The sequence below is a fragment of the Eubacteriaceae bacterium ES3 genome (genome assembly GCA_030586155.1).
GTDB lineage: Bacteria > Bacillota > Clostridia > Eubacteriales > Eubacteriaceae > Acetobacterium.
Genome location: CP130741.1, coordinates 1,271,255 through 1,295,040 on the forward strand (window position 1 = coordinate 1,271,255; position 23,786 = coordinate 1,295,040).

Genomic DNA, 23,786 nt, shown 5'->3' on the forward strand with positions numbered 1-23,786 from the left:
TTGAATATATTTTTAGATGCGATGGGTGGCGATCATGCCCCAGGAGAAATAATAAAAGGTTCAATTGATGCAATCAAAGAATATAATGTCAGTTTAACGCTGGTCGGAAATCAGGAGATTATCCGAAATGAATTACAAAAGTATGATTACCCGACTGATAAAATTGAAATTATTCATGCTGAAACTGTGATCGAAAATACTGAGGAGCCAGCAATGGCAATTCGCAAAAAAACTGATTCTTCATTAGTAGTTGCTTTGGAAGAGATGAAAAAGCGTGACCAATCGGTTCTTATTTCAGCAGGAAGCACAGGAGCTCTTTTATCTGGAGGCCTTTTAAAGCTTGGCCGTATCAAAGGAATTAAGAGACCGGCGTTGGCTTCCATGCTGCCAAAAGAAAATGGTGTTTCTTTATTAATAGATACAGGTGCAAATGCAGACTGTAAGCCTGAGTACCTGCTTCAATTTGCACAACTGGGAACGATTTATTTCGAAAATGTATTAGGGAAAAAGAATCCGTCAGTTGGTCTTGTTAACATTGGAACAGAAGCTAAAAAAGGAAACACACTGGTGAAATCTGCCTATGAATTACTGGATGCCTCAGAGCTCAATTTTATCGGGAATATTGAAGCCCGCGATATTCTGGAATCTCAAGCTGATATTTTGGTTTGTGACGGTTTCACTGGAAATATAGTTCTGAAGCTTACTGAAGGTATTGCTTCTTTTCTTCTAGATGGTGTAAAAAAAGCAGTAATGAGTAATACATCCGGAAAAATTGGTGGATTACTGATAAAGAACAACTTAAAAACATTTAAAAAGCAATTCGATTATACAGAGTATGGTGGAGCGCCTTTTCTGGGTGTAAAGGGTGGTATCATTAAAGCGCATGGGAGTAGTAATGCCTATGCGATTAAAAATGCGATTAAACAAAGTATATCCTTTTTGGAAAATGATATACTTCACAAAATTTCGGAAAATTCCAGCGAAGTGGAGGTGTGAAATGGACGAGAAGTTTTTAAAAGTGACAGCGATTATTTCTGAGCAACTGGGTGTGGAAACTGAAGACTTAACAATGGAAACGTCTTTAGTAGAGGATTTAGAAGCCGATTCTTTAGATGTTGTAGAATTAATTATGGCATTTGAAGAAGAATTTGGGACGAAAATCGAAGAAGAGCATCTTGAAGATATTCAAACAATTGAAGACATTCTTAATGCAATCGGATAATGGCAACGTCGTCGGATAAGATGACACGAAGGTGTTTCTCACGGCGACGTTTTTTGATTAAGGGGGAGAAAATTGTGACTATTGAAGATAAAATCGGATATTGTTTCAAAAAAAGAGAACTTCTAAAAATTGCTTTAACGCATAGCTCTCATTCTGGCAACACAACAAATAATGAACGGCTTGAATTCTTGGGGGATGCAGTGCTGGAACTGATTATCAGTGAGTATTTATATTCTACTCACAAATTATCGGAGGGTAAGATGACGAAAATCCGTTCCAATATTGTATGTGCCGAGTCCCTTTCTAAGGCGGCGATACAGCTGGAGATCGGGGAACATATGTTGTTGGGAAAAGGCGAAATTGTGACCGGTGGAAGGCGTAGAAAATCGAATCTGGCCAATGCATTTGAAGCATTAATTGGAGCAGTTTTTCTTGATAGTGGTTTTGAACAGACCAGAGAAGTTGTTTTAAAAATTCTGGATAATAACATAAAGCTGGCATTAAAAGGTTCATTGGTAAAAGATTATAAAACTGAGCTACAGGAATTTGTACAAAAGAATAATGACAATGTCATTGTTTATACGCTGAGTAAATCAGAAGGACCAGAACATAATAAAACATTTTTTATTGATTTGTTTTTGAATGGAGATTGTGTCAGCAATGGAATGGGTAAAAGCAAAAAAGAAGGCGAACAGGATGCGGCAAAAAATTATCTTAAGGTTATTCGCAAGTAATTCTAATGAGGTGTGGATTTGTTCTTAAAAAAATTGAAAATTTCAGGATTTAAATCATTCGCAGATCCGGTTTCACTGGAGTTTTCAAAAGGGATTTCGGCAATTGTAGGGCCGAATGGAAGTGGAAAAAGTAATATTACCGATGCGATCAGGTGGGTGCTGGGTGAACAAAGCATCAAATCTCTACGCGGAAAAAAAATGGAAGATGTCATTTTTTCAGGGACGGAAAAGAAACCACCATCTGGTTATGCAGAGGTGGTTTTAGTATTGGACAATACTGATGAAGCCATAACTGGCTATCCTCAGGAAGTTGCCGTTTCCCGGAAACTTTTCAGGAGTGGAGAAAGTGAATACGCGATTAATAAAAAGCATTGTAAACTCAAAGATATTCATCTTATTTTCATGGATACCGGACTGGGAAAGAATGGATATTCGTTGATCAGTCAGGGTGGAATTGAAAGTATTATTACAAGTACTCCAGGAGAACTTCGTAGTATATTTGAAGAAGCAGTTGGAATTGTTTCATATAAAACAAAAAAGAATGAAGCTGAAAAAAAGCTCGATCAGACTCAAACACATATAGACCGTCTAATGGACATATTCCAGGAGATCGAAAAACAGTTAGTTCCGTTAAAAAAACAGTCTGAGAAAGCTCAAATATATAAAGCACTGAAGGCTGAATTAAAAATTCAGGATCTGGTGATTTTTAATCATCAAATCAACCAGATTAGTGAAGAATTAAAAGTGGTTCAGAACCAATATGACAAACAGAATCAAAGTTGTCTTGAAAATGAAGCTGAAATTGAAAGAATCGATCAGGTTTATCAGGAGCGGACAGTCGAAAATCGCGAACTTTTTAAAAATCTCGAGCAGGACAGGGACGAAATGAGTAAGCTTGAGGGTGGAAAAGAGCGTATTGCCCGAGAAATCATTCAGTCAAGCAGCCAACTGGAAGCTAGTAAGCAAAATGCAGATCGTTTAAAGCATGAAAAGGATTTATTGGAAAAGGAAGTATTGAGTATTTCTTCTCGGATTGACGAGAAAGCGGCAGAATTAGAAGATGGTACCAATACCCTAAAGGAGCTCTCTGCACAGAAAAAAGTATTGGATATGCTATTAAAAGAGCTTCTTGAGGAGGAAGTATCAGAAAAGAAAAATGTTTTCATGCAGCAGGAACATCTTCAAGCAACACAAAAAACAGAAGAAGAGTTAGTAGAGTATCGAATCAGATTAAGAACTCAACTACAGGATCTATCAGCACAAGTTAAGTTTATTCATGAAACTGCATCTAAGTATCAGGACGAATTAGACAATTTCAACGGGGCGCTGGAGAAAACTAGAGCAGAGACAGAAGAGGTGTCTGAACAGATAAATTGCCAGGCCGAGGAATTGAATGAAATAATAAAAAGAAAAACTGATGAGCAATCCCGGTATAAAAAGTGCGCCGATACAATTCAGGTTTTAACAAACCATTTAAAAGTTGATGGTTCAAAAGTTGAGTATCTAAAAAATATCCAGAAGAACTATCAGGATTATTTTCCCGCTATCAGAAAACTGATGACTTCTGATAAATTACTGGGATCGTTAAGTGAAGCTGTTTTTGGACCGGTTGGGGAACTGCTCAGAACTGAACAAAAATATTTACAGGCTATTGAAGTCAGTTTAGGGGCTAAAAGCCAGAACATTGTTGTTTCTACTGTTTCGGCTGCCCGAGAATGTATAGATTTATTGAAGAGACAGCGTCTTGGCAGAGCTACTTTTTTACCCCTTGATAATTTGCGGGTTTCGGCGATTGATCAGAATACGAAATATGAGATTTTGAGGCATTCAGGTGTAGAAGGATTTGCATCGGATCTGGTTGAGACTGATGAAAAATTTGGTCTTTGTATTGAGAGTCTTTTAGGTCGAACTGTGGTTGTCAGTAATTTCGAAGATGGTAAAAGTGTTTCAAAAAAGTTTAATGGACGTTTTACTGTTGTTACACTGGAAGGTGAAATATTTTATCCAGGCGGAGCAATTGTTGGCGGGCAAAATAAGGAGTCTAAACAATCGCCGCTCTCGAAAAAGATTGAAATTGAGAATCTTGAAAAGGATATGGGTAAGAATCAGGAGCGCTTGACAAAATGTATAAAATTGGAAGGTCAGTTAAAGCAGCAGTTAGAAGCGTATACTTCGCAGATTACTGATATTGAAACTAGGATAAAAGAGTTAAAACAAGCGTCTTGGGAAAAAAATCAGGTTGTCGAGAATTTCAAAGCACTGATTTCTGAAAGAGATGCAGGTATAATAGACCTGAAAAAAAATGAGATTGCAATTGAAGTAAAGCGGATTGAACTTCTTGAAGAACTTTCGGCAATTGAAGAAAGATATGAGCAGGCAAAAGAGATCTCCAGAAAACCGGTTTCGGATGAGCAGTTAAATACTTTAAGAGGAAGAATCGAAGAGAAAAAGTCAGAATTATATGGACTGCAAATGAAAGAAACTGAGAAGCAGGGAGAGATAAACTCTGATTTGAATGAAAAAAGGATATTATCTCAACAGCTTGAGCAAACAAATTTAAGAATCACCCAAGTATCGAAAGAAATTTATGATTTAAATAGTCATCAGCAGATGCTTTCGGAAAAGATTGAAAGCCTTTTACAGCAAGAAAAAGTAGGTCACACCGAGATTGAAAAACTGACGGTAGCGCTTACTGCAAATGAAGAGTTATACCGCACGAATAATGAACAACTGGCTACAATCCAGGAAAAGATTAAAGAAAGTAACCATCAGCTGATTGTAAACAATGAAAAAAAGAATCAGCTAAAAACATCTCTGAACGGATTTGAAATAAAACTGGCACATCTTGAGGAAGTGATTCAGAATAATTACGAGATGAATTTAATTATGGTCGAAGATGCAGTAATTGCACTTCAAAACAGTGAAGACTTCGAGAAATATGAAATTTCAGAGGAGCGACAGCGAGCTATTGGAAAACAGATAAACGCAATGGGTAATATAAATCTTGATGCGGTAAAAGAATATGAAGAAATCCTATCAAGATATAGCTATCTGAAGCAGCAGATAGAAGATTTAGAATTGGGCAAAAAGGAATTACTTGATATTATCAGTGATCTTTATGAAGCCATGACAGAACAGTTTAAGATTAATTTCATCAAGCTCCAGGATAGTTTTTCAAAAATATTCAATATTCTTTTTGAAGGGGGACGTGCTTACCTGGAGTTTACAGACCCCTCGGGTGTTTTAGAAGGAGGGATTGAACTGGTCGCTCAGCCCCCAGGAAAAAGACTTCGTCATATTTCACTTTTATCTGGTGGAGAAAAATCTATGGTTGCAATTGCCTTGTTGTTTTCATTTTTGGAAATTAATCCATCGCCGTTTTGTGTCATCGATGAGATTGATGCAGCGCTTGATGACCATAATATATTTCGATATATTAATTATCTAAAAACTTTGTCAAATGATAATCAGTTTATTACGATTACTCATCGACGAAAAACACTGGAAGTCTGCGATGATTTATATGGGGTATCCATGTCTAAAGAAGGAGTATCACAACTCGTTTCAGTTCGGTTAACTGATTATATCTAAATGGAGGTTATAATGGAACTAAGTTTATTTGAAAAAATGCGCAATCGTCTGGTTAAAACAAAGGACGATTTTAAAGAAAAAATTGAAAATGTTTTGTACATGGGAAGCTTCGATGATGATTTTTTTGATGAGCTGGAAGAAACTCTTATTTTATCAGATCTGGGTGCTGAATCATCGATGAAAATATCAGAACAGCTAAGGGATAAGATTAAAGAGACTCATTCAAAAAGTAAAGAAGAAGTAATGGAATTCTTAAAAGAAATTCTGATAGAAATGGTGGATGTACCGACAGAAGAACCTGAGTTTCCGAGAATTATGCTGGTTGTAGGAGTTAACGGTGTAGGGAAAACTACGACAATAGCAAAGCTGGCCAGCCGCTATAAAAGTGAAGGGAAAAAGGTTGTGATAGCTGCTGGAGACACCTTTCGAGCGGCAGCGGTGGAGCAGATTGATGAATGGTCTAAAAGAATTGGTGTAGACCTGATTAAAAGCACAACGGGTGCGGATCCAAGTGCAGTTGTATTTGATGCTATTGGAGCTGCCAGAGCGAGAAATGCTGATATATTAATTTGTGATACCGCAGGTAGACTTCATAATAAGGTCAATTTGATGAATGAGCTTCAAAAAATCAGTCGCGTGGTCAAGCGCGAAGGGGAAGGCTTTAAAATCCATAATTTGATGGTTCTTGATGCAACAACGGGCCAGAATGCTCTTAATCAGGCAAAAGTATTTAAAGATGCTGTCGACGTCAGTGGTATAGTTTTGACAAAATTAGATGGAACTGCTAAAGGGGGGATTGCGATTTCTTTGATTGATGAAATGCAGATTCCTATCGAATATGTAGGCATCGGTGAAAAATCAGATGACCTGATTGACTTTGATGCTAAAAAATTTGTGGATATGCTTTTTGAATAATACTTGACATTTTATGTCAGGCACATTATAATAACAAAGTCGTCAAGTAGATTTCCTTTACGACAGTTTGCGGGTAAAGATGGAAAAAAAAGTTGAAGAACAATACCTATTTGATTTTTATGGAGAACTCCTGACTGACAAGCAAAAGCAGATTCTTGAATATTACTATTATGAAGATTTTAGTCTGGCAGAAATTGCAGAAGTTATGTCTGTGACTCGACAAGGGATATTTGACGTTATTAAGCGAACAAAATCCATGATGGAAACCTATGAGAAAAAATTAGGCTTGGTTAGACGGTTTTTAAAGAGTCAGAAGATAATTAATGAAATTCAGGCAGAAATCAGAGAATTGACAGGACTGGAAAAGTTTTCGGATCATCAGGATCAATTTTTGAGAATGATCGATCAGTTAAACAGAATTAACGAAGAAAGCTAGAGGGAATCATGATATTTGAAGGATTAAGCGAAAAATTCCAAAATATTTTTTCACAAATGAAAAAAAAGGGCAAACTGAGTGAGAAAGATATTAAGGAAATAAATCGTGAAATTAAGATGGCTCTGCTTGAGGCAGATGTTAACTTTAAGGTTGTTAAACAATTTACCAAAAACATCAGCGAACGAGCTGTTGGTGCTGAAGTTTTAAATAGTTTAACGCCAGGTCAGCAGTTCATAAAAATAGTTAAAGATGAAATGACAGTGCTTTTGGGTGGCGAAATCGAGAGAATGGATTTTGTTGACGGAAGACGCAATATTTTTATGATGGTTGGTCTTCAGGGTGCTGGTAAAACTACAACAGCCGGTAAGCTTGCAAATCTCTTAAGAAAAGAGAAAAAATTCAAGCCATTATTAGTGGCCTGTGATGTTTACAGACCTGCTGCGATAAGGCAGCTGGAAATACTGGGTGAAGAATTAAAGATTGATGTTTACTCTGAGCATGATAATAAAGATGCGGTATCGATAGCCAGAAATGGGCTTAAAAAAGCCGAAGATGGTTTTTATGACCTGGTGATCTTTGATACGGCTGGTCGGTTACAAATAGATGAACTATTAATGAACGAATTGGTCGAAATTAAAGAAGCAGTCAAGCCGACTGAGATTTTATTAACGGTTGACGGGATGACTGGTCAGGAATCGGTCAATGTAGCTAACGAATTTAACCGGCTGTTAGATATAAGCGGTGTAATTCTAACCAAACTGGACGGAGATACCCGAGGTGGTGCAGCACTTTCCATAACCTATACAGTTGAGAAACCTGTAAAATATATTGGAACCGGGGAAAAATTAACAGATATAGAACTTTTTTATCCTGATCGGATGGCTTCTCGTATTTTGGGAATGGGCGATGTTTTATCGTTCATCGATAAAGCACAGAACATGATTGATGAGGAAAAAGCCAAACAACTTGAAGAAAAAATTAAGAATCAGGAATTTGATCTGAATGATTTTCTGGATCAGATTCATCAGATAGAAGAAATGGGATCATTAAACTCTTTACTTGAAATGATGCCGGGCGCCAATAAAAAAGCGCTAAAAGGCCTGGATTTATCCGGAGCCAGTACCAAGCAGACAGAAGCGATTATTCTGTCCATGACTAAAGAAGAACGACGTAAACCTGGTATTATTAATGCGAGTCGACGCAAGCGAATCGCTTCAGGCAGTGGGACTAGTGTCTCGGACGTCAATCGTCTTTTAAAGGGTTTTGAACAGTCACGCAAGTTGATGAAACAGATGTCAAATCCAAATGTTTCCAAAAAGGGACGGTTCAAATTACCATTTATGTAAAAGTTATCGAGGACTTATGTCATCAGATAAAGTTATAGAAAGGGGGAAATAAAATGGCAGTAAAAATCAGATTAAAGAGAATGGGTAAAAAGAAAAAACCTTTTTATAGAATCGTTGTCGCTGATTCACGAGCACCTCGTGATGGAAAATTCATCGAGGAAATTGGTTACTACAATCCATGTGTTGAACCAAATATTGTAAAAGTTGATGCTGAAAAGGCGAAATCATGGTTGGCAAATGGTGCTAAACCAACAGATACTGTAAAATATTTACTGAAACAAGAAAGCGTTATCGAGTAGGAACAGGAGGTTATGATGAAAGAACTTGTAGAAATTATTGCAAAGTCTCTGGTTGATCATCCCGAGGAAGTATCTGTGACGGAAGTAGAAGGTGAACAGTCGATTACTTTAGAACTAAAAGTCGCAAATGATGACATGGGTAAGGTGATAGGAAAACAGGGGCGCATTGCCAAAGCAATTCGAACCGTCATTAAAGCCGCCGCCACTAAAGAAGATAAACGTGTCATGCTGGAAATTATTCAGTAAGTAAGACATGGGCTGTGCAAACAGCTCTTTTTTTTATGTAAGTTTTAGAGGAGTAGGAAAATGAGTAAAGATACCATGGTAATTGGCCGTGTTTCAGGTGTTCATGGGATAAAAGGGGAAGTGAAGGTACTGCCGCTAACTGATGACCATGAACGTTTTTATGCGCTTAAAAAGGTCACTCTTTTAAATCAGAAGTCTAGAAAAGAATTTGTGATAGATTCGTGTCGTCTTCACAAAAACTCCGTATTGTTGAATCTCAATGGGGTGACAAATAGGAATGCAGCGGAACTACTGATTGGAATGGAAATTATGATTAATCGTGATCAGGCTGTAGAGTTAAACGAAGACGAATATTTTGTCGAAGATCTCAAGGGGATGGAAGTATTCAATGAACAGGAATTTCTGGGGAAACTTACAGATATTTTGCAGACCGGAGGAGTCGATGTTTATATGATCAAAGGAAACAAACGGGAATACTGTGTTCCGGCAAGGAAGATATATTTCGTGAATTTTGATTTTGCAAACAATCGGATCGAAGCAAATATACCAAAGGAAATTCTGGAAATATGAAATACTATTTTTTAACGCTTTTTCCTGAAATTTTTGAAACATATTTTTCATCAGGTATGATGAAGAAGGCTATTGAAAAAGGGATTGTTGAAATTGAAGTAATTAATATTCGTGATTTTTCCGGTAATAAACATTTAAAAGTTGACGATACACCTTATGGCGGGGGAGCAGGAATGGTGATGGCTGCACCGCCAATTGCCGCAGCGTTAAAGAGTATTGAAGCATATGAAAGAATTCCAGTTATTTATCCTACTCCAGGAGGGAAGCCTTTTCAGCAGAAGGACAGTCAGGAACTGGCTGATAATCAGGCACTTATTTTTATTTGTGGACACTACGAAGGGATTGATCAAAGAGTTGTCGATCAGTATGTGGATTTGCAATTCTCTTTGGGTGATTATGTTTTGACAGGTGGAGAACTTCCGGCAATAACGATTGCTGATGCTGTTTCCAGACACCTAAAGGACTTTTTGGGGAATGCTGATAGTCTTGAAGAAGAATCATTTGAATCGGGTCTGCTGGAATATCCCCAATATACAAAGCCGAGGCAGTTTGAGGGGCTTGATGTACCTGAGATTCTGTTATCTGGACATCATGCTGAGATTAAAAAGTGGCGGTTAGGTAAAGCTATAGAAAAAACTAAAAAGGTCAGACCGGATCTCTATCAAAAATATAAAAAAAAGCTTGCTAAATAAAGAACTAGAAGGTATAATTTATTAGTATGTTAAAAAGTGATGGTCCAATGTACAAGAGTATAAGAACATCGAAAATCGATTTAAGGAGAAATAAATGGATATCATTAAGAAAATTGAACAGGAAAACATGAAGGAGCAGGCTCCCCAGTTTAATGTAGGGGATACAGTTAAAGTTCATGTGAAAATCGTAGAAGGTAAAACTGAACGAATTCAGATTTTTGAAGGTGTAGTTTTAAAGAAACAAAATGGCGGAATTAGCCAGACTTTTACTGTCAGAAAAATTTCTTATGGTGTTGGTGTTGAAAGAACTTTCCTGATGCACTCACCTAAAATTGAAAAAGTCGATGTTGTTCGACGCGGTAAGGTAAGAAGAGCTAAACTTAATTATCTGCGCGATCGTGTTGGTAAAGCGGCTAAAGTTAAAGAAAAAAGAGCGTAATTCAGAGGCTATCAGGCCTCTTTTTTTGGCTAAAGTTCTTTTAGAGGTGATATAAATGAGCGAAGAAAAAAACAGTAAAATGGAAATCAGAGAATGGGTGCAGTCAGCACTAATTGCGATAATTCTGGCATTTATTATTAAAATGTTTTTATTCGATTTTGTTATGGTTCAGGGTTCTTCTATGTTTCCGACACTAGAAGAAGGGGATCGCCTGATCGTCAATAAAATCGGTTATCTGATTGGCGAACCTGATTATGAAGATATTGTGATTCTAAGCTATACGGATAGTATCGAATATGTTAAAAGAGTGATTGCTAAAGGTGGAGACACAATTGCAATTAAAGATATGGTTGTCTATCTAAATGGAGAACCACTTGAGGAGGATTACATCAATACTGACCCCTATGAAGATTTTTCAGAAGTGACGGTTCCAGAAGGCAAGTATTTTGTTATGGGAGATAACCGTGCAAATAGTTCTGATAGCCGTTATCAGTCTCTGGGTTTTGTGGATGAGGATGACATTGATGGGAAAGTATTTTTTAGGCTATGGCCTTTTAATAAGATTGGGTTTGTCGAATGACAATTAAGAATAATGATATTATCCAGTGGTATCCTGGCCATATGGCAAAGGCCAATCGGGAAATTAGAGAAAAGCTAAAGCTTATTGATGTAGTGGTGGAAGTTGTGGATGCTCGCCTTCCACTGTCCAGTAAAAATCCTGACATTAATCAATATACAGCGCATAAAAAACACTTATTGCTGCTTAATAAGGCGGACCTTGCTGATCCGGATGTAAGCGAAAAATGGCAAGCTTATTTTTTAGATAAAAAAATGGCCGATTCGGTTATGCTTTACGATGCTTTTGACCGGAATCAGAAGAACCTTCTTTTAAAAAAAATACATGCGTTAAATTCCAAAAATAAGCCAGTAGTTAAATGTCTAATTTGCGGGATCCCCAATGTTGGAAAATCAACTGTTATTAACAGTCTGATTGGAAAAAGAAAAACGCAGATAGGAAATAAACCGGGTGTAACAAAAGGTCAACAATGGTTAAAGACTGAAGAGGATATTCTTTTATTGGATACACCTGGAATTCTTTGGCCAAAATTTGAAGATCAAATGGTTGGAATTCATCTAGCCTGGTTGGGATCGATTAAGGATACAATTTTTGAAAAGCAGAATCTAGCTGCTGATCTTCTCCAATATCTTGTAATGTATTACCCCGCTCAGATTGAGTCTCTTTATAAAGTTTCTTTAAACCAGGGGCCACTATATGAAGTTTTTGATGGGATTGCTAAAAGTCGGGGATTCTTACTGAAGGGTGGAGACTTTGATTATGAACGTACCTGTAATCAGATTCTTAATGATTTCAAAAATGGAAAAATTGGCAGAATTACTTTAGAGTTACCTGAAGAAAACAGCGAAGATGCATAACGTTTCTTCGCTTTTTTAATACCCCGATATAAGGAGACGTTTATGGATTTTAAAAGTTACAAAGTAGGCGAAATAAAAGAATTAATAAAAAATATACCCGTTGAAGAATATGAAAGAGTAATCAATGCTCTAAGTGCTGATTCTAGAGTTTCGGTAAATAAGCTAGGGCTGAGTCTATCAAAGCAAAAGGAAAGGCTCGAGATTGAACTCAATCGAATCGATAAATTAAAAGAACTTGAAACAAAGTTAAACGCTCAGGGAGTAACAAGTATAGCTGGAATTGATGAAGTTGGCAGAGGGCCACTGGCCGGTCCGGTAGTTACATGTGCGATTATAATGCCCGCAGAATCAAGGATTATGAATGTCAATGATTCCAAATGTTTGTCAAAAAAAAGGCGGGAGGAATTAAATAAGATTATTATGGATGAGTGTTTGGATTTTGGCATTGGGATTGCCGATCCAGAAGTGATAGATACAGTTAATATTTTGAACGCCACTAAGACGGCAATGTTACTGGCAGTAGGCAATTTAAGCAAAAAACCGGAATTACTTCTGATAGATGCAGTAACACTAGACACTGATATTCCTCAAAAAGGAATTATTAAAGGGGATTCCTCTGTTTATGTAATCGCTTGTGCAAGTATTGTTGCTAAAGTTTTCAGAGATAAATTGATGGAAGAATATCATGAAAAGTATCCTGAGTATGGTTTTGATAAAAATATGGGATATGGAACTGCTCAACATATTGAGGCAATCAGAAAATATGGACTAACCCCAATTCATCGAGAATCATTTGTCAAGAATATTGTTTAAGGAGAATCAGTTGAAGACATACAACCGGAAAAAGGGTAATCAGGGAGAAGCTCTGGCAGCGCAGTACTTGATAAATAAGGGCTATCAAATCTTAGAAAGTAACTATTTGAAAAAGACCGGAGAAATAGATTTGATTGCTCTAGATAATGAGACAATTATCTTTATTGAAGTAAAATATAGAGATAATCTTGATTTTGGATATCCCCGAGAAGCGGTAACCAGAAATAAACAGAAAAAAATTTTAAAAACAGCGCTATGGTATATAAAAGAAAAGAGTTTAGATATGTTCGGTTTTCGATTTGATGTAATTGAGATATATTTTGAAAATAGTGAACAGATTATTAATCATTTTGAGAATGCCTTTACATACTAAAAAACCAGCAAAATTCATGGCTGACATTTAACATCATCGTCATAAGCGCCATGAAAAGCTGGTCGATAGGAAAAATTATTGTCCGTCATCAACTGAGATAAGATAAACGCGATTAGAATAAGTTCCTTTGTTTTCTTTATTTTGCAGTTTTAAGTAGTCAATATGAAGCGGTTCATAATCGTAAGTTTCAACAATGGCATGCAAGAGCTCATAAATATCTGACAATTCATCTTCAGATGGCTTATTCGAAAAAATTTGTGCCTTTTCAATGAGTTTTTCCTTTAGAGCATCTTTGATTTCAGAATCTCCCAATACCTTATATTCACAGGTACGACCGCTTTCTTTAATAATTTGTGGGATTTTATCCCGAACAAGCTTATTGTATTCAACTTTCATATTCATCACCTCGTGTTATATATGCCCTAATTTTAGAAAATTAAACATAAAAAAAACTTAAAAGAATAAAGCAATAAATGCTCTATAATAAATTTTACTTGTTAATGTCTGGATTTTTTGCTTTATTTAAGCTATAATCTATATGAAGGTAAGGTTCTTTACAGATAAACTGTTAAAGGCCTTTCTTTTATGTTTACAATCTATGGAGGAAGTTAATGATCACAGTATCTGATTTAAGTCTTAATTTTAGTGGAACAAACTTATTTTCAAATGTCAATATAAAGTTCACACCTGGAAATTGTTATGGTGTAATTGGTGCAAATGGTGCCGGAAAATCAACATTTTTAAAAATTCTGTCAGGCGAACTGGAGCCAAGTACCGGAAGTGTCAGTTATCCAGATCACCTAAGAATGTCTGTCCTGAAACAGGACCATTATGCATTCGACGATTATACTGTACTTGATACAATTATTATGGGTAATGCCCGTTTATATCAGGTAATGAAAGAAAAAGATGCTATTTATATGAAAGAGGATTTTTCTGATGAAGATGGTATAAAAGCCGGTGAACTAGAAGGTGAATTTGCAGATATGGGTGGATGGGAAGCCGAATCTGATGCCTCAAGAATGCTTCAGGGATTAGGGCTTGATAAAGAAATTCTAGATTTGCAGATGGGCGGATTAAACGGGAATGAAAAAGTAAAAGTATTATTAGCCCAAGCTTTATTTGGAAAGCCTGAAATCCTGTTACTCGATGAACCGACAAATCATTTAGACATCCAGGCGGTTGATTGGCTGGAAGAATTTTTAATGGATTATGAAGGTACTGTGATCGTTGTTTCACATGACCGATATTTTTTAAATGATGTATGTACGCATATTGTTGATATCGATTTTGCTAAAATAAAAGTCTATGTGGGTAACTATGATTTCTGGTATGAATCCAGCCAATTAGTCCAAAGAATGATTAAAGATCAAAACAAGAAAAACGAAGATAAGATAAAAGAACTGCAAAATTTTATTGCTCGTTTTTCAGCCAATAAGTCTAAATCAAAACAGGCGACATCACGAAAGAAATTGATTGATAAACTGAGTGTAGAAGAAATGCCGGCTTCTTCAAGAAAATATCCCTGGGTTGGATTTAATATCGATCGGGAACCAGGAAAAGAAATTCTTTCAGTTGAAGGTCTGTCAAAAACAATCGATGGGGTTAAAGTCCTCAATAATGTTAGTTTTAGGGTAAATAAAGGTGATAAAATCGCATTTGTTGGAGATAATGAACTGGCAATGACTACCTTATTTAAAATACTGATGGAAGAAATCGAACCAGATGAAGGTCAATTCAAGTGGGGGGTTAGTACGAGTCAATCATATTTCCCTAAAGATAACTCGTCATATTTCAATGGATGCAGCTTAAATATTTGTCAGTGGTTGCAGCAATACACCGAAGAAATAACAGAAACCTATATACGAGGATTTTTAGGCAGAATGCTTTTTTCTGGAGATGATATTTATAAAGAAGTACAGGTTTTATCTGGTGGTGAGAAAGTTCGGTGTATGTTGTCAAGAATGATGATGTACGGGTCAAATGTTCTAGTATTGGATCAGCCTACTAATCACCTTGATCTTGAATCGATCACGGCGGTTAATAATGGATTAATTGATTTTAAGGGAATTATTCTTTTTGCCAGTCACGATCACCAGTTTATGCAGACAGTGGCAAATAGAATTATTGAGCTCAATGAAGAAGGAATTACCGATAGATTGTCAACTTATGACGAATTTATAGCTTTTAAAAAGGAAAATTTGTTGTAGAAATGCACAATATAATTAATTGAAAATTAGTAATATATTAACCACTACAGATAAAAATTTATGAATCAGTAGTGGTTTTGTTTATTTATTGAAAATATGTCCATAAAGTGTAGTGAACTTATAAATCGCAGGCGAGACTTGTAAATCTATTATTGAGAAATTGTAGGTTGTTAGTAGTCATTTAATATAAGATGCATAGTGATTAGAGGTAAGCGATGAAAAATACAGTGAGGCAGCTTGGCGATAAAAACCGGGACTGGCTGATTTCTGCCCTAAAAAGCGCAGGTGATGCAATTCTAACAGCGAATAGAGACGGTTTAATTGATTTTGTTAATAATGAGGCTGTTAATATTTTAGGAAAATCATATGACGTGTTAAATAAGCGACTGATTTTTGATGAAATACAAATTTTTAATGAGCTGGATAAGCCAGTAATTCTTTTTCCGGAAAAGAATTTTGAAAAAAATTTTAGCTTGCCCAGAGGTGCCTATTTTTTGGATAAAAATGGGGGAAAACATTATGTTTCGGCTCGCAGTTCATTTCTTCAATCAGATGAAGGTGAATTCTACGGATATATAATTGTTTTTCGTGAAATCACTCAAATCGTGGTCAAGAAAAAAGAAGTTGATCGTGAGCGGCTAAAACTTTTAAAAATATTTGATATTCTACCTAATGGAATGATAAGCATTGATAAAAAGTGTGAAATAATTGATGTCAATCAGTCCTTTCTTAAAATATTCAATTTATCTAAGAAACCTGAAAAGGGAAGTAAATTTGGTGATGTGATTGCTTGTGTTAATAGTGAAGCAGAGGGGTGTGGCGCATCAGCTAATTGCACAAATTGTAATGCAAGAAAGGCTTTCACAGAGATAATCAACGAAAAAGAAATTATTGAAAACCAACGTGTTGAAATGGATATCAGAAGAAATGGACTTATTTCTACAATAATCTTGAGTTTAAATCTTACCAGACTAGAATTTAAATATGATATAGATTATATTGTTACGATTGAAGATATTACCAAACGAATTAAGTATCAGGAGGATTTAAAAAGTGCTCGTGCTGAAAGTCTAAGACTGCTGGATTCTCTACCAGTTATGGTTTACCGCTTAGATAGACAATTTCAGTGTGATTTTATAAACCTGACTTTTAAGTCTGTTTTTCCGATTGATGAGGGTTCCTTCATTTCCAGTTTAAAAGAGCGTATGAATAAAGAAGATTATCACAAGTTCAGAAATAAACTTTTTAATTCGATTATTAATGAAGCACCTTTCAAGATAAATTTAAAACTATCTCATAAGGGAGATGAGAGGTATTTTATCGGAGTGGGTCATCCCTACTATGACGAGCGGAATTGTTACTGCGGTATTGTAGGGTTATTTCTTGATGTAAATGATACAAGAGTTGCAGAGCGTAATCTTTTAAACAGTCGTCGAAAGTATCAGTTGCTCTTTGACTCGTTAGTCAGCAGTTTTTGCTATTTTAAAGGTATCTATGATGAGCATAACATATTACTGGATGCCGAAATTAGAGAATTAAATTTTGCGTCAGAAGAAATATTTGATGTAAAAAAGAATCAGATGATTGGAAAGCGGTTGACAGAAATGAGTTTTTTGTCTGAGTCCGATAAATGCAAAGCACTTCACTTTTTTAATAATACCCTGACTACTGGTCAAGAACGCAACCTTATAGAATATTACTTAGAGGGTTTGAATCGATGGATAGAATATTCGATTTACAGTCCAGAACCCGGATATATAGCCTTATTGGTGACGGATATAGATTCCAAGAAAAGAACTGAGCTAAAATTAAAACATGCGATGGAGCGGTCTGAAACTGCAAATCGTGCTAAAAGCGAGTTTCTTGCAAACATGAGTCATGAAATTAGAACACCATTGAATGGAATTATGGGTATGATCGATTTGACAATGATGGAATCATTATCGGAAGAGCAAAGGGACAACCTGCTGACAGCAAAAGAATGTATTTATTCACTTATTGGAATTATTAATGATGTTCTCGATTTTTCAAAGGTTGAAGCTGGTAGATTAATGATTGAAAATCAGGATTTTGACCTGATAGAGTTATTGGAAACTACAGTTAAAACCCATAAAATACATGCAACTGAAAAAAATCTTGAATTGAAGATTCATTATCGTTCATTACCTCAGCCGGCTTTACATGGCGATCCCAATCGCATTAAGCAGATTTTGAATAATTTGATTTCAAATGCTATAAAATTTACTGAAAAAGGCGGAGTTACAATTGTAGTTAATGAAGAATATGCTAGAGAAAGCGTAATCATTTTGAATGTAACGGTTGAAGATACAGGTATAGGGATTGAGCCGGAGAATTTTGAATTGCTTTTTAAAAGTTTTACCCAGATTGATGGTTCATATACGCGTCAGTATGGAGGTACTGGACTGGGACTGGTTATTACTCAGAAGTTGTTGGACATGATGGATGGAAGCATCCGATTTGATAGTGTTCCCAGTCAGGGGAGTCGCTTTCATATTAAAATCCCTTTGCAAAGCACTCAGATTGGACACAAAATTAAATTCAAGCAGAATCCGCAAATGAGTTTGGAGAATTACCTGGTCTTACTGGTAGAAGATGATCGGGTCAATCAGATTGTAATAGAAAAAATGCTTTCCAGTTTTGGAATACAAGTAGATACTGCACGTAATGGAAGAGAGGGGATAGAAAAAGCATATCATCGAAAGTATGATTTGATTTTGATGGATGTTCAGATGCCAATAATGGATGGTATCGAAGCAACTAAAATAATTCGCAATAAGAATAAAGATCAGGAATCTTCAAAAAACACTTCAACGCCAATAATTGCATTGACCGCATTTGCATTAGAAGGGGATCAACTCATTTTTAAAAAGAGTGGTATGAATGATTATGCATCTAAACCGGTAGAAAGGAATCAATTGTTTCATCTTTTGAGCCAATATCTGGATAATGATGATGAGAATTTAAACGAAGGGGGACATAGCTATTCAGAATTAACGACAAAAGAAATATCTTTGACTAAGTCTGATTGCGAAGAAGTAAATGCCTGTTTAACCCAGATTGAGAATTTGTTTGAACAAGAAAATTACATTGTCCTTGAAATTATTGCACATCAGTTAAAGGCAATGTTTGAAAAAATGGATGCTCAGGAATTGAAAAGTTTGACATTTAAAATGGAATTGGTGATTCGAAAAAAAAGGCTGGTTGAGGTTGTGGAGCTTTTTAAAAGAATCTGTGAAAGTTGGAAATTATTAAGTTCAGATGAATATAAGGAAGTAAATATGCATGAAGAATATATTAATCGCAGAGGATGATGTGGTCAGCCGTAAATTTTTAAGCAAGTTTTTAAAACCGTATGGAGATTGCGATTTGGTTGTCGACGGATTAGAAGCTATTGATGCGTACATACTTTCCATTAAAGAACAGGATTTTTATTCTTTAATATGCCTGGATATTATGATGCCTAGAGTAGATGGTATAAAAGTGTTAAAAACTATCCGTGATCTTGAAAATCAGTACAATATAAAAGAAAATAAGACAAAAATAATTATGACAACAGTTTTGGGAGAACAGGATATTGTTCAGTCTGCTTTTGACAACGGATGCGATGCCTATTCTAACAAACCCATTGATTTAGTTAAATTCAAAGAAGTTCTCGAAAAGATAGGTTTTATTGAGTCATGTTAAACAGTTAGAAAAAGATAGAGTAATAGAGCAGAAAAATATAAAAAGATTGAGAGGCAAACGGCGTTAAAGCTCAAATCAAATTCAAATTTTTTAATAAAATCCCAGGTTGTAGAATTTAATCTGGGTTTTATTACATTTAATAGGATAATTCCTGCCAGAACTGAAAATATAAAAGTTATGGATTTAATTGTATAGGATTTTACTGAAATAATGTAGTTTTGATGAAAAAGAAAATTGATTAGATCAAGCCCCCATATACCTCCAGCCAGACAGATGATTCCTAAGAATAATACCAGGCTATTTTTCAAGGAATTTTGTTTTGTGGGCATAGTATATGTGGGCTTTCCAAGTAGAATTTTGGAAAACAATACAAAAATAAAGATAGTTCCAAAATTTATAATATCCAATCCATATTTAGTAATTGGAGAAACAGCACCTGTAGAAATAAAATACTTAGAAATACTTCCGTTAAAGAACGGCGCGCCACTAATTCCCAGGATCAGAAGAATTAATGCTGTTCCCGTTCCAGGCATTCTAGATAAAACACCGCTAATTTTTCGGATATCACGAGTTTTATATTCTTCAATTATTAGGCCTGAGGCCAGAAATAAACCAGCTTTAAAAATCGCATGATTAATGATATGAAGAACACTGCCATAAAAGGCTTGTTCGCTAGAAAAATTTAAACCTATCATAATCAGACCAATTTGAGCGACAGTGGAATAAGCCAGGATCAGCTTGATATCAGTTTGTTTTAAAGTGAAAATAATACCGAGCATGGCAGTTGCAAAACCAAGCACTAGAAAAAGGTTTTCTGGCTGGATTACGGGGTTGAAAAGTATTTGAAGACGGATAAAAAGATAAATTCCGGATTTAACGAAAAGTCCTGACAACAAAGCTGAGACAACTGCAGGTGCCCCGGGTGTTCCATGGGCTTTTGGTAGCCAGCTAAATAAAGGCATTAAGGCAGATTTGAGGCTGATGGCTGTAAGCATAAATGCGTAGGGAAGAATGAAAATATCGGCTCTGTCAATAGATAGTATTTGGGTTTTGCAAGCTCCCAAATCCAAATAACCGGTTTGTTTATAAAGCATACCAAGTCCAAATAAGAAAAAGGACATTGCACAAATATTGATAAGAAGATACATCATGCCGTCATAGATAGCACGTTTATCTTTTTTATACATAATGAGAATACTGACAATAATCGTGCTTACTTCAAGGGAGATAAAAATAGTAAAAAGATCGCTTGCCAGAAAAACACAATTAATCAGTCCTTCAACCGATAGAATAAGGAAATTAAAGAGTTTATCGGAGTAAGAACTTTTCAAAGAAAAAAGTATAAAGACCAGAAAAAGCAGTCCTGTAACTAAAACAAAAAGACTGGAAAGATTATCAGCCTGTAGTCCAATACCAATATACATTTGCCAGTTGCCAATAGTTTCTAAAATTCTACCATTTTGATGAACGGTCAGGAAAAGCGCAAGTGAAAAAATTGAAGCCAGAAATTGACCTGTTGTGGTTAAAATATTTGCAATTTTATTAGATGTAAGAAGCCCGCAAACTCCGATGATGATGGGAAAGAGGACGAACCAATATAAACTAATCATTTTTATTCCTTTTTCTTTTAACCTTAATCCAATTGCTGGTGCCAAATTGATGGTACAAATGGATATACATGGTTAATGCAACTGCAGTGACGCCAATACCGATGACAATATTTGTGATCATCAGAGCGTGGGGAAGAGGGTCTGCGACTACCGACAAGTCGAGTGCATCACCGATTGGTGGCAAAGCACCTGCTGGACTGGTAGAAGAGATAAAATACAAAATAATTGCTACCTCCATAATGCCAAGTGAAATAATTGATTTAATAATGTTTCGCCTTGCAAGCATTCCATAGATTCCGATAAAAAAAAGCAGGATAGCAATGTTTTCGCCATTTACATGTTCCACTAAATTCCTCCTTCATAAAAAACATATCTAAAAAAAATAATAGTCAATCCGCAACATACTTTAATACCAATTAGCACATTCATAATGATTAAATAGGAAATTTGAGAGAAATGTCCAAATATCATTAGATGTGAGATTCCAATTAAGACTGCAAAGAAAATAATGGCGCAGAAAAGTATTTTTTCTGCAGTCTGAAGTATTTGAATCCGGATAAATTTATCAGGTTCTACGAGATAACGGCTTATAAAAACGGATGCTAGAATGGCGCCACCTTGAAAACCACCACCTGGAGATAAGTGTCCGTTTAGAATAATATAAAACCCCAAAAGTAAAACATAAGGATAAAAGAACCCGGTCATAGTTGAAATGATTTCGGATCGTTCATTAATTTTATTCATCGGAATCCTTTCTCCAGGAAAAATGAATTACTGCAATAACACAGATTAAGAGAATCAATGTCTCAAGTAATGTGTCAAATACCCGGTAATTAAGGTAGATTGAGGTGACTGCATTTAATGCTCCGGAATCACTTTTAAAATGCGTCAGATAATATAAAGCGACTGGTTTTTCAGATAGAGTTGCTCCAGGTTTTTGAATGAAAATAATAATGAGCGACATACTTAAACAAGCTATAAAAAGAATTAGTCTACGAATGGAATTCTTCATATTCAGTACACCTCCCGAAACAAATTTGAAGGTCTTGATAATGGTCGCTCTTTAGAAAAGTCTCAATAGCATCCATATGGTATTCGTCCGGTCCGGTTATCAGAAGCTGATGATTGTCCTGATAGATTAGAAGGTCAAAGGCTTCTGTTTCCAGAATACTATCGTAGGATTTAGTTGTTAGTATTAGTTGGGGTTCAAATTCTTGATCAATCAGGAATTTTTCTATGTTTTTAAGGAGTTGCCCCCTGGTTTTAATGGTTAGTTTAGAGATGTCAGAATTGAAATCGATGTTACCATAGTATATTACAAAGACACGTGATTTATTAAGGGCTACCAGAAATAAAACAGTAGTGATAGTACTTCCGATTACAGCTTCAGCGATAGCAACATCAGGTGCGCCGTGAAGTAAATAAACAAGTGAGCTGATTAATGAAAAAATACCAAGATATATTATGGAGCGGCGCAGGTGTGGAGTGTTAATGGCAAAAATTGCAAGCACAAACATACCTACTAAAAAAATTTTTTCAATCATTTTTTGTCTCCTGGGGACTGATGTAGCCACTGATTCTGGCAGAACGGGCTATGGCGTGAGAAGCTAAAGGGTTGGTGAAAATAAGAACCAGACAAATTAAAAAGATTTTCAGAGACGTAAAATTAAGACCGGAAATAAACATGAGTCCAGTCATCATTGAGAGCATTCCAACTGTTTCAATTTTTGCTGTGATAAGTATCCGTAGAAAGAAATCCTTGAAACGGAATAAACCAATAATTCCAATCAGCATAAAAAACATAGAAAACAGGATAAAAAGTTTGCCGATCCAAGTGATAATCATAAATGACCTCTTTTTTCAATAAAACGTGAAATCAGAACTGTTCCAAGAAAACCTAAGAATGCGTAAACAAGGGCTATATCAAGCAGAAATTCTTGATTGGTCAGAACGGAAAAGAGAACGATAGCCATAATAATTTTGGCTGAAATTACATTTAGACATAATAAGCGATCCCAAATAGTGGGACCGGCCAAAACTCTGATAATGCTGAATATAGTGTATACTGCAATACCGGCAAGAGTAATTTCAAGAAAATTCATGATTATATGTCCCCGAGAATTTTTTCATATCTGGAAAAAGTACTTTCTGACCCTGGATTATCGATGATGTTTTCATCAGCGAAACAAAGGATACTTAAACAATTTCCGTTTTTATCAATAGTAACAGTGCCAGGGGTTAGCGTAATAGCATTTGCAAGTAGTGAGATTGCCAAGTTGCTATCAAGTGAAGTATGGTAGTCTACTATTTTAACCCGGCAATTTCCTTTAAGGACCTTTGGAATAGAGGTAAATCCAGATTTGAAAATCTGAAATATCAGATATATAAGATATTGAAAAATAGGTATTAAAGGTAAATGATAATATTCGGAATAGGATTTGCCAAGAAGCACTTTATTAGTAAAATAGAGTGCTAAAATTGAAATAATAATACCTGACACCAAGAGTAAAAAATTAAATTTCCCATTTAATAGAATCCAGATGATTGTAAAAAGTAAAATATCTCCGAAGTAGTTAACTTTTAACATGGAAATCCTTTCTAGACTAATTGAATAGAATCTCAAGAATTAACGGATAAACGGATACTCTAAGTATAAGACTATCATTAGAAAAAAGCAATATCGGTGTTCTTAAGGAAACGCACCATATATATATATATAATTTTTGAAGTATTCTGAATATTTCAAATCCATTTAGTAAGATAAAAAAAATGCTGAAAAAGAAAGTATATCGGTTTTCTTTTTCAGCATCTTAGTCGGAAATTAATGATTTGAAGTTCTAGCCAGTGCAATAATACTTAACGCTAAGGCCGCAGCACCTAGTGCGGTACCAATAATAGCTGTAACAAATGAAGCGATTTTCATATAATACCTTCCTATTCATCATCATCAATGAATGTATTAATGCAAAAGTCCTCAAGTGCATCTAGTATAGATGACAGTGTACCGACCTTTTGCTCTGCAGCGGAAACAACAATTTCCTTTTCTTCTTCGGTTAACCCGGAAAATTCGAGTTCAAGATCACAGAGTCGCTTGATCAAAAAATAAAGTTGTGTATTCATAAGACTCCTACTTAGATTCATTAGTGTTATT

At 35.7% G+C, this 23,786-nt stretch carries 29 protein-coding genes; 19 read left to right on the forward strand and 10 right to left on the reverse strand.

Annotation, left to right across the window (positions count from 1 at the left end):
* From plsX to Q5O24_05845, 16 genes are all read left to right on the forward strand, one after another.
* Window positions 1-996, forward strand: a complete 996-nt coding sequence (gene plsX / locus Q5O24_05770) for a phosphate acyltransferase PlsX (protein ID WKY48825.1) — start codon at window positions 1-3, stop codon at window positions 994-996.
* A gap of 1 nt (window position 997) precedes the next feature.
* Window positions 998-1,222 carry an acyl carrier protein gene (acpP, locus tag Q5O24_05775; GenBank protein WKY48826.1) on the forward strand — a complete coding sequence of 75 codons (225 nt, stop codon included), beginning with the start codon at window positions 998-1,000 and terminating at the stop codon, window positions 1,220-1,222.
* 74 nt (window positions 1,223-1,296) lie between these two features.
* Window positions 1,297-1,956, forward strand: coding sequence for a ribonuclease III (rnc, locus tag Q5O24_05780; GenBank protein ID WKY48827.1), 660 nt, complete (start codon window positions 1,297-1,299; stop codon window positions 1,954-1,956).
* 33 nt (window positions 1,957-1,989) lie between these two features.
* A complete protein-coding gene (gene smc / locus Q5O24_05785; protein WKY48828.1) occupies window positions 1,990-5,547 on the forward strand; it encodes a chromosome segregation protein SMC in 3,558 nt (1,185 codons plus the stop codon).
* Between the two features lie 12 nt (window positions 5,548-5,559).
* Window positions 5,560-6,462, forward strand: coding sequence for a signal recognition particle-docking protein FtsY (gene ftsY / locus Q5O24_05790; protein ID WKY48829.1), 903 nt, complete (start codon window positions 5,560-5,562; stop codon window positions 6,460-6,462).
* Window positions 6,463-6,541: 79 nt separating this feature from the next.
* Entirely contained in the window at window positions 6,542-6,898 is a 357-nt protein-coding gene (locus Q5O24_05795) for a putative DNA-binding protein (GenBank protein ID WKY48830.1), read from the forward strand.
* A gap of 8 nt (window positions 6,899-6,906) precedes the next feature.
* On the forward strand, window positions 6,907-8,244 hold the full coding sequence (gene ffh / locus Q5O24_05800; GenBank protein WKY48831.1) for a signal recognition particle protein: 1,338 nt from the start codon (window positions 6,907-6,909) through the stop codon (window positions 8,242-8,244).
* 53 nt (window positions 8,245-8,297) lie between these two features.
* A complete protein-coding gene (rpsP, locus tag Q5O24_05805) occupies window positions 8,298-8,543 on the forward strand; it encodes a 30S ribosomal protein S16 (protein WKY48832.1) in 246 nt (81 codons plus the stop codon).
* 15 nt (window positions 8,544-8,558) lie between these two features.
* On the forward strand, window positions 8,559-8,789 hold the full coding sequence (locus Q5O24_05810; GenBank protein WKY48833.1) for a KH domain-containing protein: 231 nt from the start codon (window positions 8,559-8,561) through the stop codon (window positions 8,787-8,789).
* A gap of 60 nt (window positions 8,790-8,849) precedes the next feature.
* Complete coding sequence (gene rimM / locus Q5O24_05815; protein ID WKY48834.1) at window positions 8,850-9,359, forward strand: ribosome maturation factor RimM; 510 nt, start codon at window positions 8,850-8,852, stop codon at window positions 9,357-9,359.
* Window positions 9,356-10,051, forward strand: a complete 696-nt coding sequence (gene trmD, locus Q5O24_05820) for a tRNA (guanosine(37)-N1)-methyltransferase TrmD (GenBank protein WKY48835.1) — start codon at window positions 9,356-9,358, stop codon at window positions 10,049-10,051. The genes rimM and trmD overlap by 4 nt, the downstream gene beginning before the upstream one ends.
* Window positions 10,052-10,145: 94 nt before the next feature.
* Window positions 10,146-10,490 (forward strand): 50S ribosomal protein L19, encoded by a 345-nt coding sequence (gene rplS / locus Q5O24_05825; protein WKY48836.1) that lies wholly within the window; start codon window positions 10,146-10,148, stop codon window positions 10,488-10,490.
* A gap of 55 nt (window positions 10,491-10,545) precedes the next feature.
* Window positions 10,546-11,070, forward strand: coding sequence for a signal peptidase I (lepB, locus tag Q5O24_05830; protein ID WKY48837.1), 525 nt, complete (start codon window positions 10,546-10,548; stop codon window positions 11,068-11,070).
* Window positions 11,067-11,924 (forward strand): ribosome biogenesis GTPase YlqF, encoded by an 858-nt coding sequence (gene ylqF, locus Q5O24_05835; GenBank protein ID WKY48838.1) that lies wholly within the window; start codon window positions 11,067-11,069, stop codon window positions 11,922-11,924. Before lepB ends, ylqF begins: the two co-directional genes overlap by 4 nt.
* A 42-nt stretch (window positions 11,925-11,966) precedes the next feature.
* Window positions 11,967-12,737, forward strand: a complete 771-nt coding sequence (locus Q5O24_05840; GenBank protein ID WKY48839.1) for a ribonuclease HII — start codon at window positions 11,967-11,969, stop codon at window positions 12,735-12,737.
* Window positions 12,738-12,747: 10 nt separating this feature from the next.
* Complete coding sequence (locus Q5O24_05845; GenBank protein ID WKY48840.1) at window positions 12,748-13,110, forward strand: YraN family protein; 363 nt, start codon at window positions 12,748-12,750, stop codon at window positions 13,108-13,110.
* Between the two features lie 75 nt (window positions 13,111-13,185).
* On the opposite strand, the gene Q5O24_05850 is transcribed toward Q5O24_05845, so the two are convergent.
* On the reverse strand, window positions 13,186-13,506 hold the full coding sequence (locus Q5O24_05850; GenBank protein ID WKY48841.1) for a nucleoside triphosphate pyrophosphohydrolase: 321 nt from the start codon (window positions 13,504-13,506) through the stop codon (window positions 13,186-13,188).
* Window positions 13,507-13,721: 215 nt separating this feature from the next.
* Here Q5O24_05850 and Q5O24_05855 point away from each other — a divergent pair, with 215 nt between their 5' ends.
* The 3 genes from Q5O24_05855 to Q5O24_05865 all read left to right on the forward strand — a co-directional run bounded on the left by Q5O24_05855 (window position 13,722) and on the right by Q5O24_05865 (window position 19,025).
* Window positions 13,722-15,320: an ABC-F family ATP-binding cassette domain-containing protein gene (locus tag Q5O24_05855; protein ID WKY48842.1), complete on the forward strand. Its 1,599-nt coding sequence runs from the start codon at window positions 13,722-13,724 to the stop codon at window positions 15,318-15,320.
* Window positions 15,321-15,535: 215 nt separating this feature from the next.
* Window positions 15,536-18,652, forward strand: coding sequence for an ATP-binding protein (locus Q5O24_05860; GenBank protein ID WKY48843.1), 3,117 nt, complete (start codon window positions 15,536-15,538; stop codon window positions 18,650-18,652).
* Entirely contained in the window at window positions 18,624-19,025 is a 402-nt protein-coding gene (locus Q5O24_05865) for a response regulator (GenBank protein ID WKY48844.1), read from the forward strand. The genes Q5O24_05860 and Q5O24_05865 overlap by 29 nt, the downstream gene beginning before the upstream one ends.
* Here the strand turns inward: Q5O24_05865 and Q5O24_05870 are convergent.
* From Q5O24_05870 to Q5O24_05910, 9 genes are all read right to left on the reverse strand, one after another.
* Window positions 19,022-20,449, reverse strand: a complete 1,428-nt coding sequence (locus tag Q5O24_05870; GenBank protein WKY49217.1) for a proton-conducting transporter membrane subunit — start codon at window positions 20,447-20,449, stop codon at window positions 19,022-19,024. The genes Q5O24_05865 and Q5O24_05870 overlap by 4 nt on opposite strands.
* A 178-nt stretch (window positions 20,450-20,627) precedes the next feature.
* On the reverse strand, window positions 20,628-20,981 hold the full coding sequence (locus Q5O24_05875) for a cation:proton antiporter subunit C (GenBank protein ID WKY48845.1): 354 nt from the start codon (window positions 20,979-20,981) through the stop codon (window positions 20,628-20,630).
* Entirely contained in the window at window positions 20,981-21,379 is a 399-nt protein-coding gene (locus tag Q5O24_05880) for an MnhB domain-containing protein (protein ID WKY48846.1), read from the reverse strand. Before Q5O24_05880 ends, Q5O24_05875 begins: the two co-directional genes overlap by 1 nt.
* Complete coding sequence (locus Q5O24_05885) at window positions 21,372-21,647, reverse strand: hypothetical protein (protein ID WKY48847.1); 276 nt, start codon at window positions 21,645-21,647, stop codon at window positions 21,372-21,374. The genes Q5O24_05880 and Q5O24_05885 overlap by 8 nt, the downstream gene beginning before the upstream one ends.
* Window positions 21,628-22,179 (reverse strand): DUF4040 domain-containing protein, encoded by a 552-nt coding sequence (locus Q5O24_05890; protein WKY48848.1) that lies wholly within the window; start codon window positions 22,177-22,179, stop codon window positions 21,628-21,630. Before Q5O24_05890 ends, Q5O24_05885 begins: the two co-directional genes overlap by 20 nt.
* On the reverse strand, window positions 22,172-22,480 hold the full coding sequence (mnhG, locus tag Q5O24_05895) for a monovalent cation/H(+) antiporter subunit G (protein WKY48849.1): 309 nt from the start codon (window positions 22,478-22,480) through the stop codon (window positions 22,172-22,174). Before mnhG ends, Q5O24_05890 begins: the two co-directional genes overlap by 8 nt.
* Entirely contained in the window at window positions 22,477-22,737 is a 261-nt protein-coding gene (locus Q5O24_05900) for a monovalent cation/H+ antiporter complex subunit F (protein ID WKY48850.1), read from the reverse strand. Before Q5O24_05900 ends, mnhG begins: the two co-directional genes overlap by 4 nt.
* Window positions 22,738-22,739: 2 nt before the next feature.
* Complete coding sequence (locus Q5O24_05905; protein WKY48851.1) at window positions 22,740-23,222, reverse strand: Na+/H+ antiporter subunit E; 483 nt, start codon at window positions 23,220-23,222, stop codon at window positions 22,740-22,742.
* A gap of 347 nt (window positions 23,223-23,569) precedes the next feature.
* Window positions 23,570-23,755: a hypothetical protein gene (locus Q5O24_05910; GenBank protein ID WKY48852.1), complete on the reverse strand. Its 186-nt coding sequence runs from the start codon at window positions 23,753-23,755 to the stop codon at window positions 23,570-23,572.
* Window positions 23,756-23,786 lie beyond the last annotated feature (31 nt).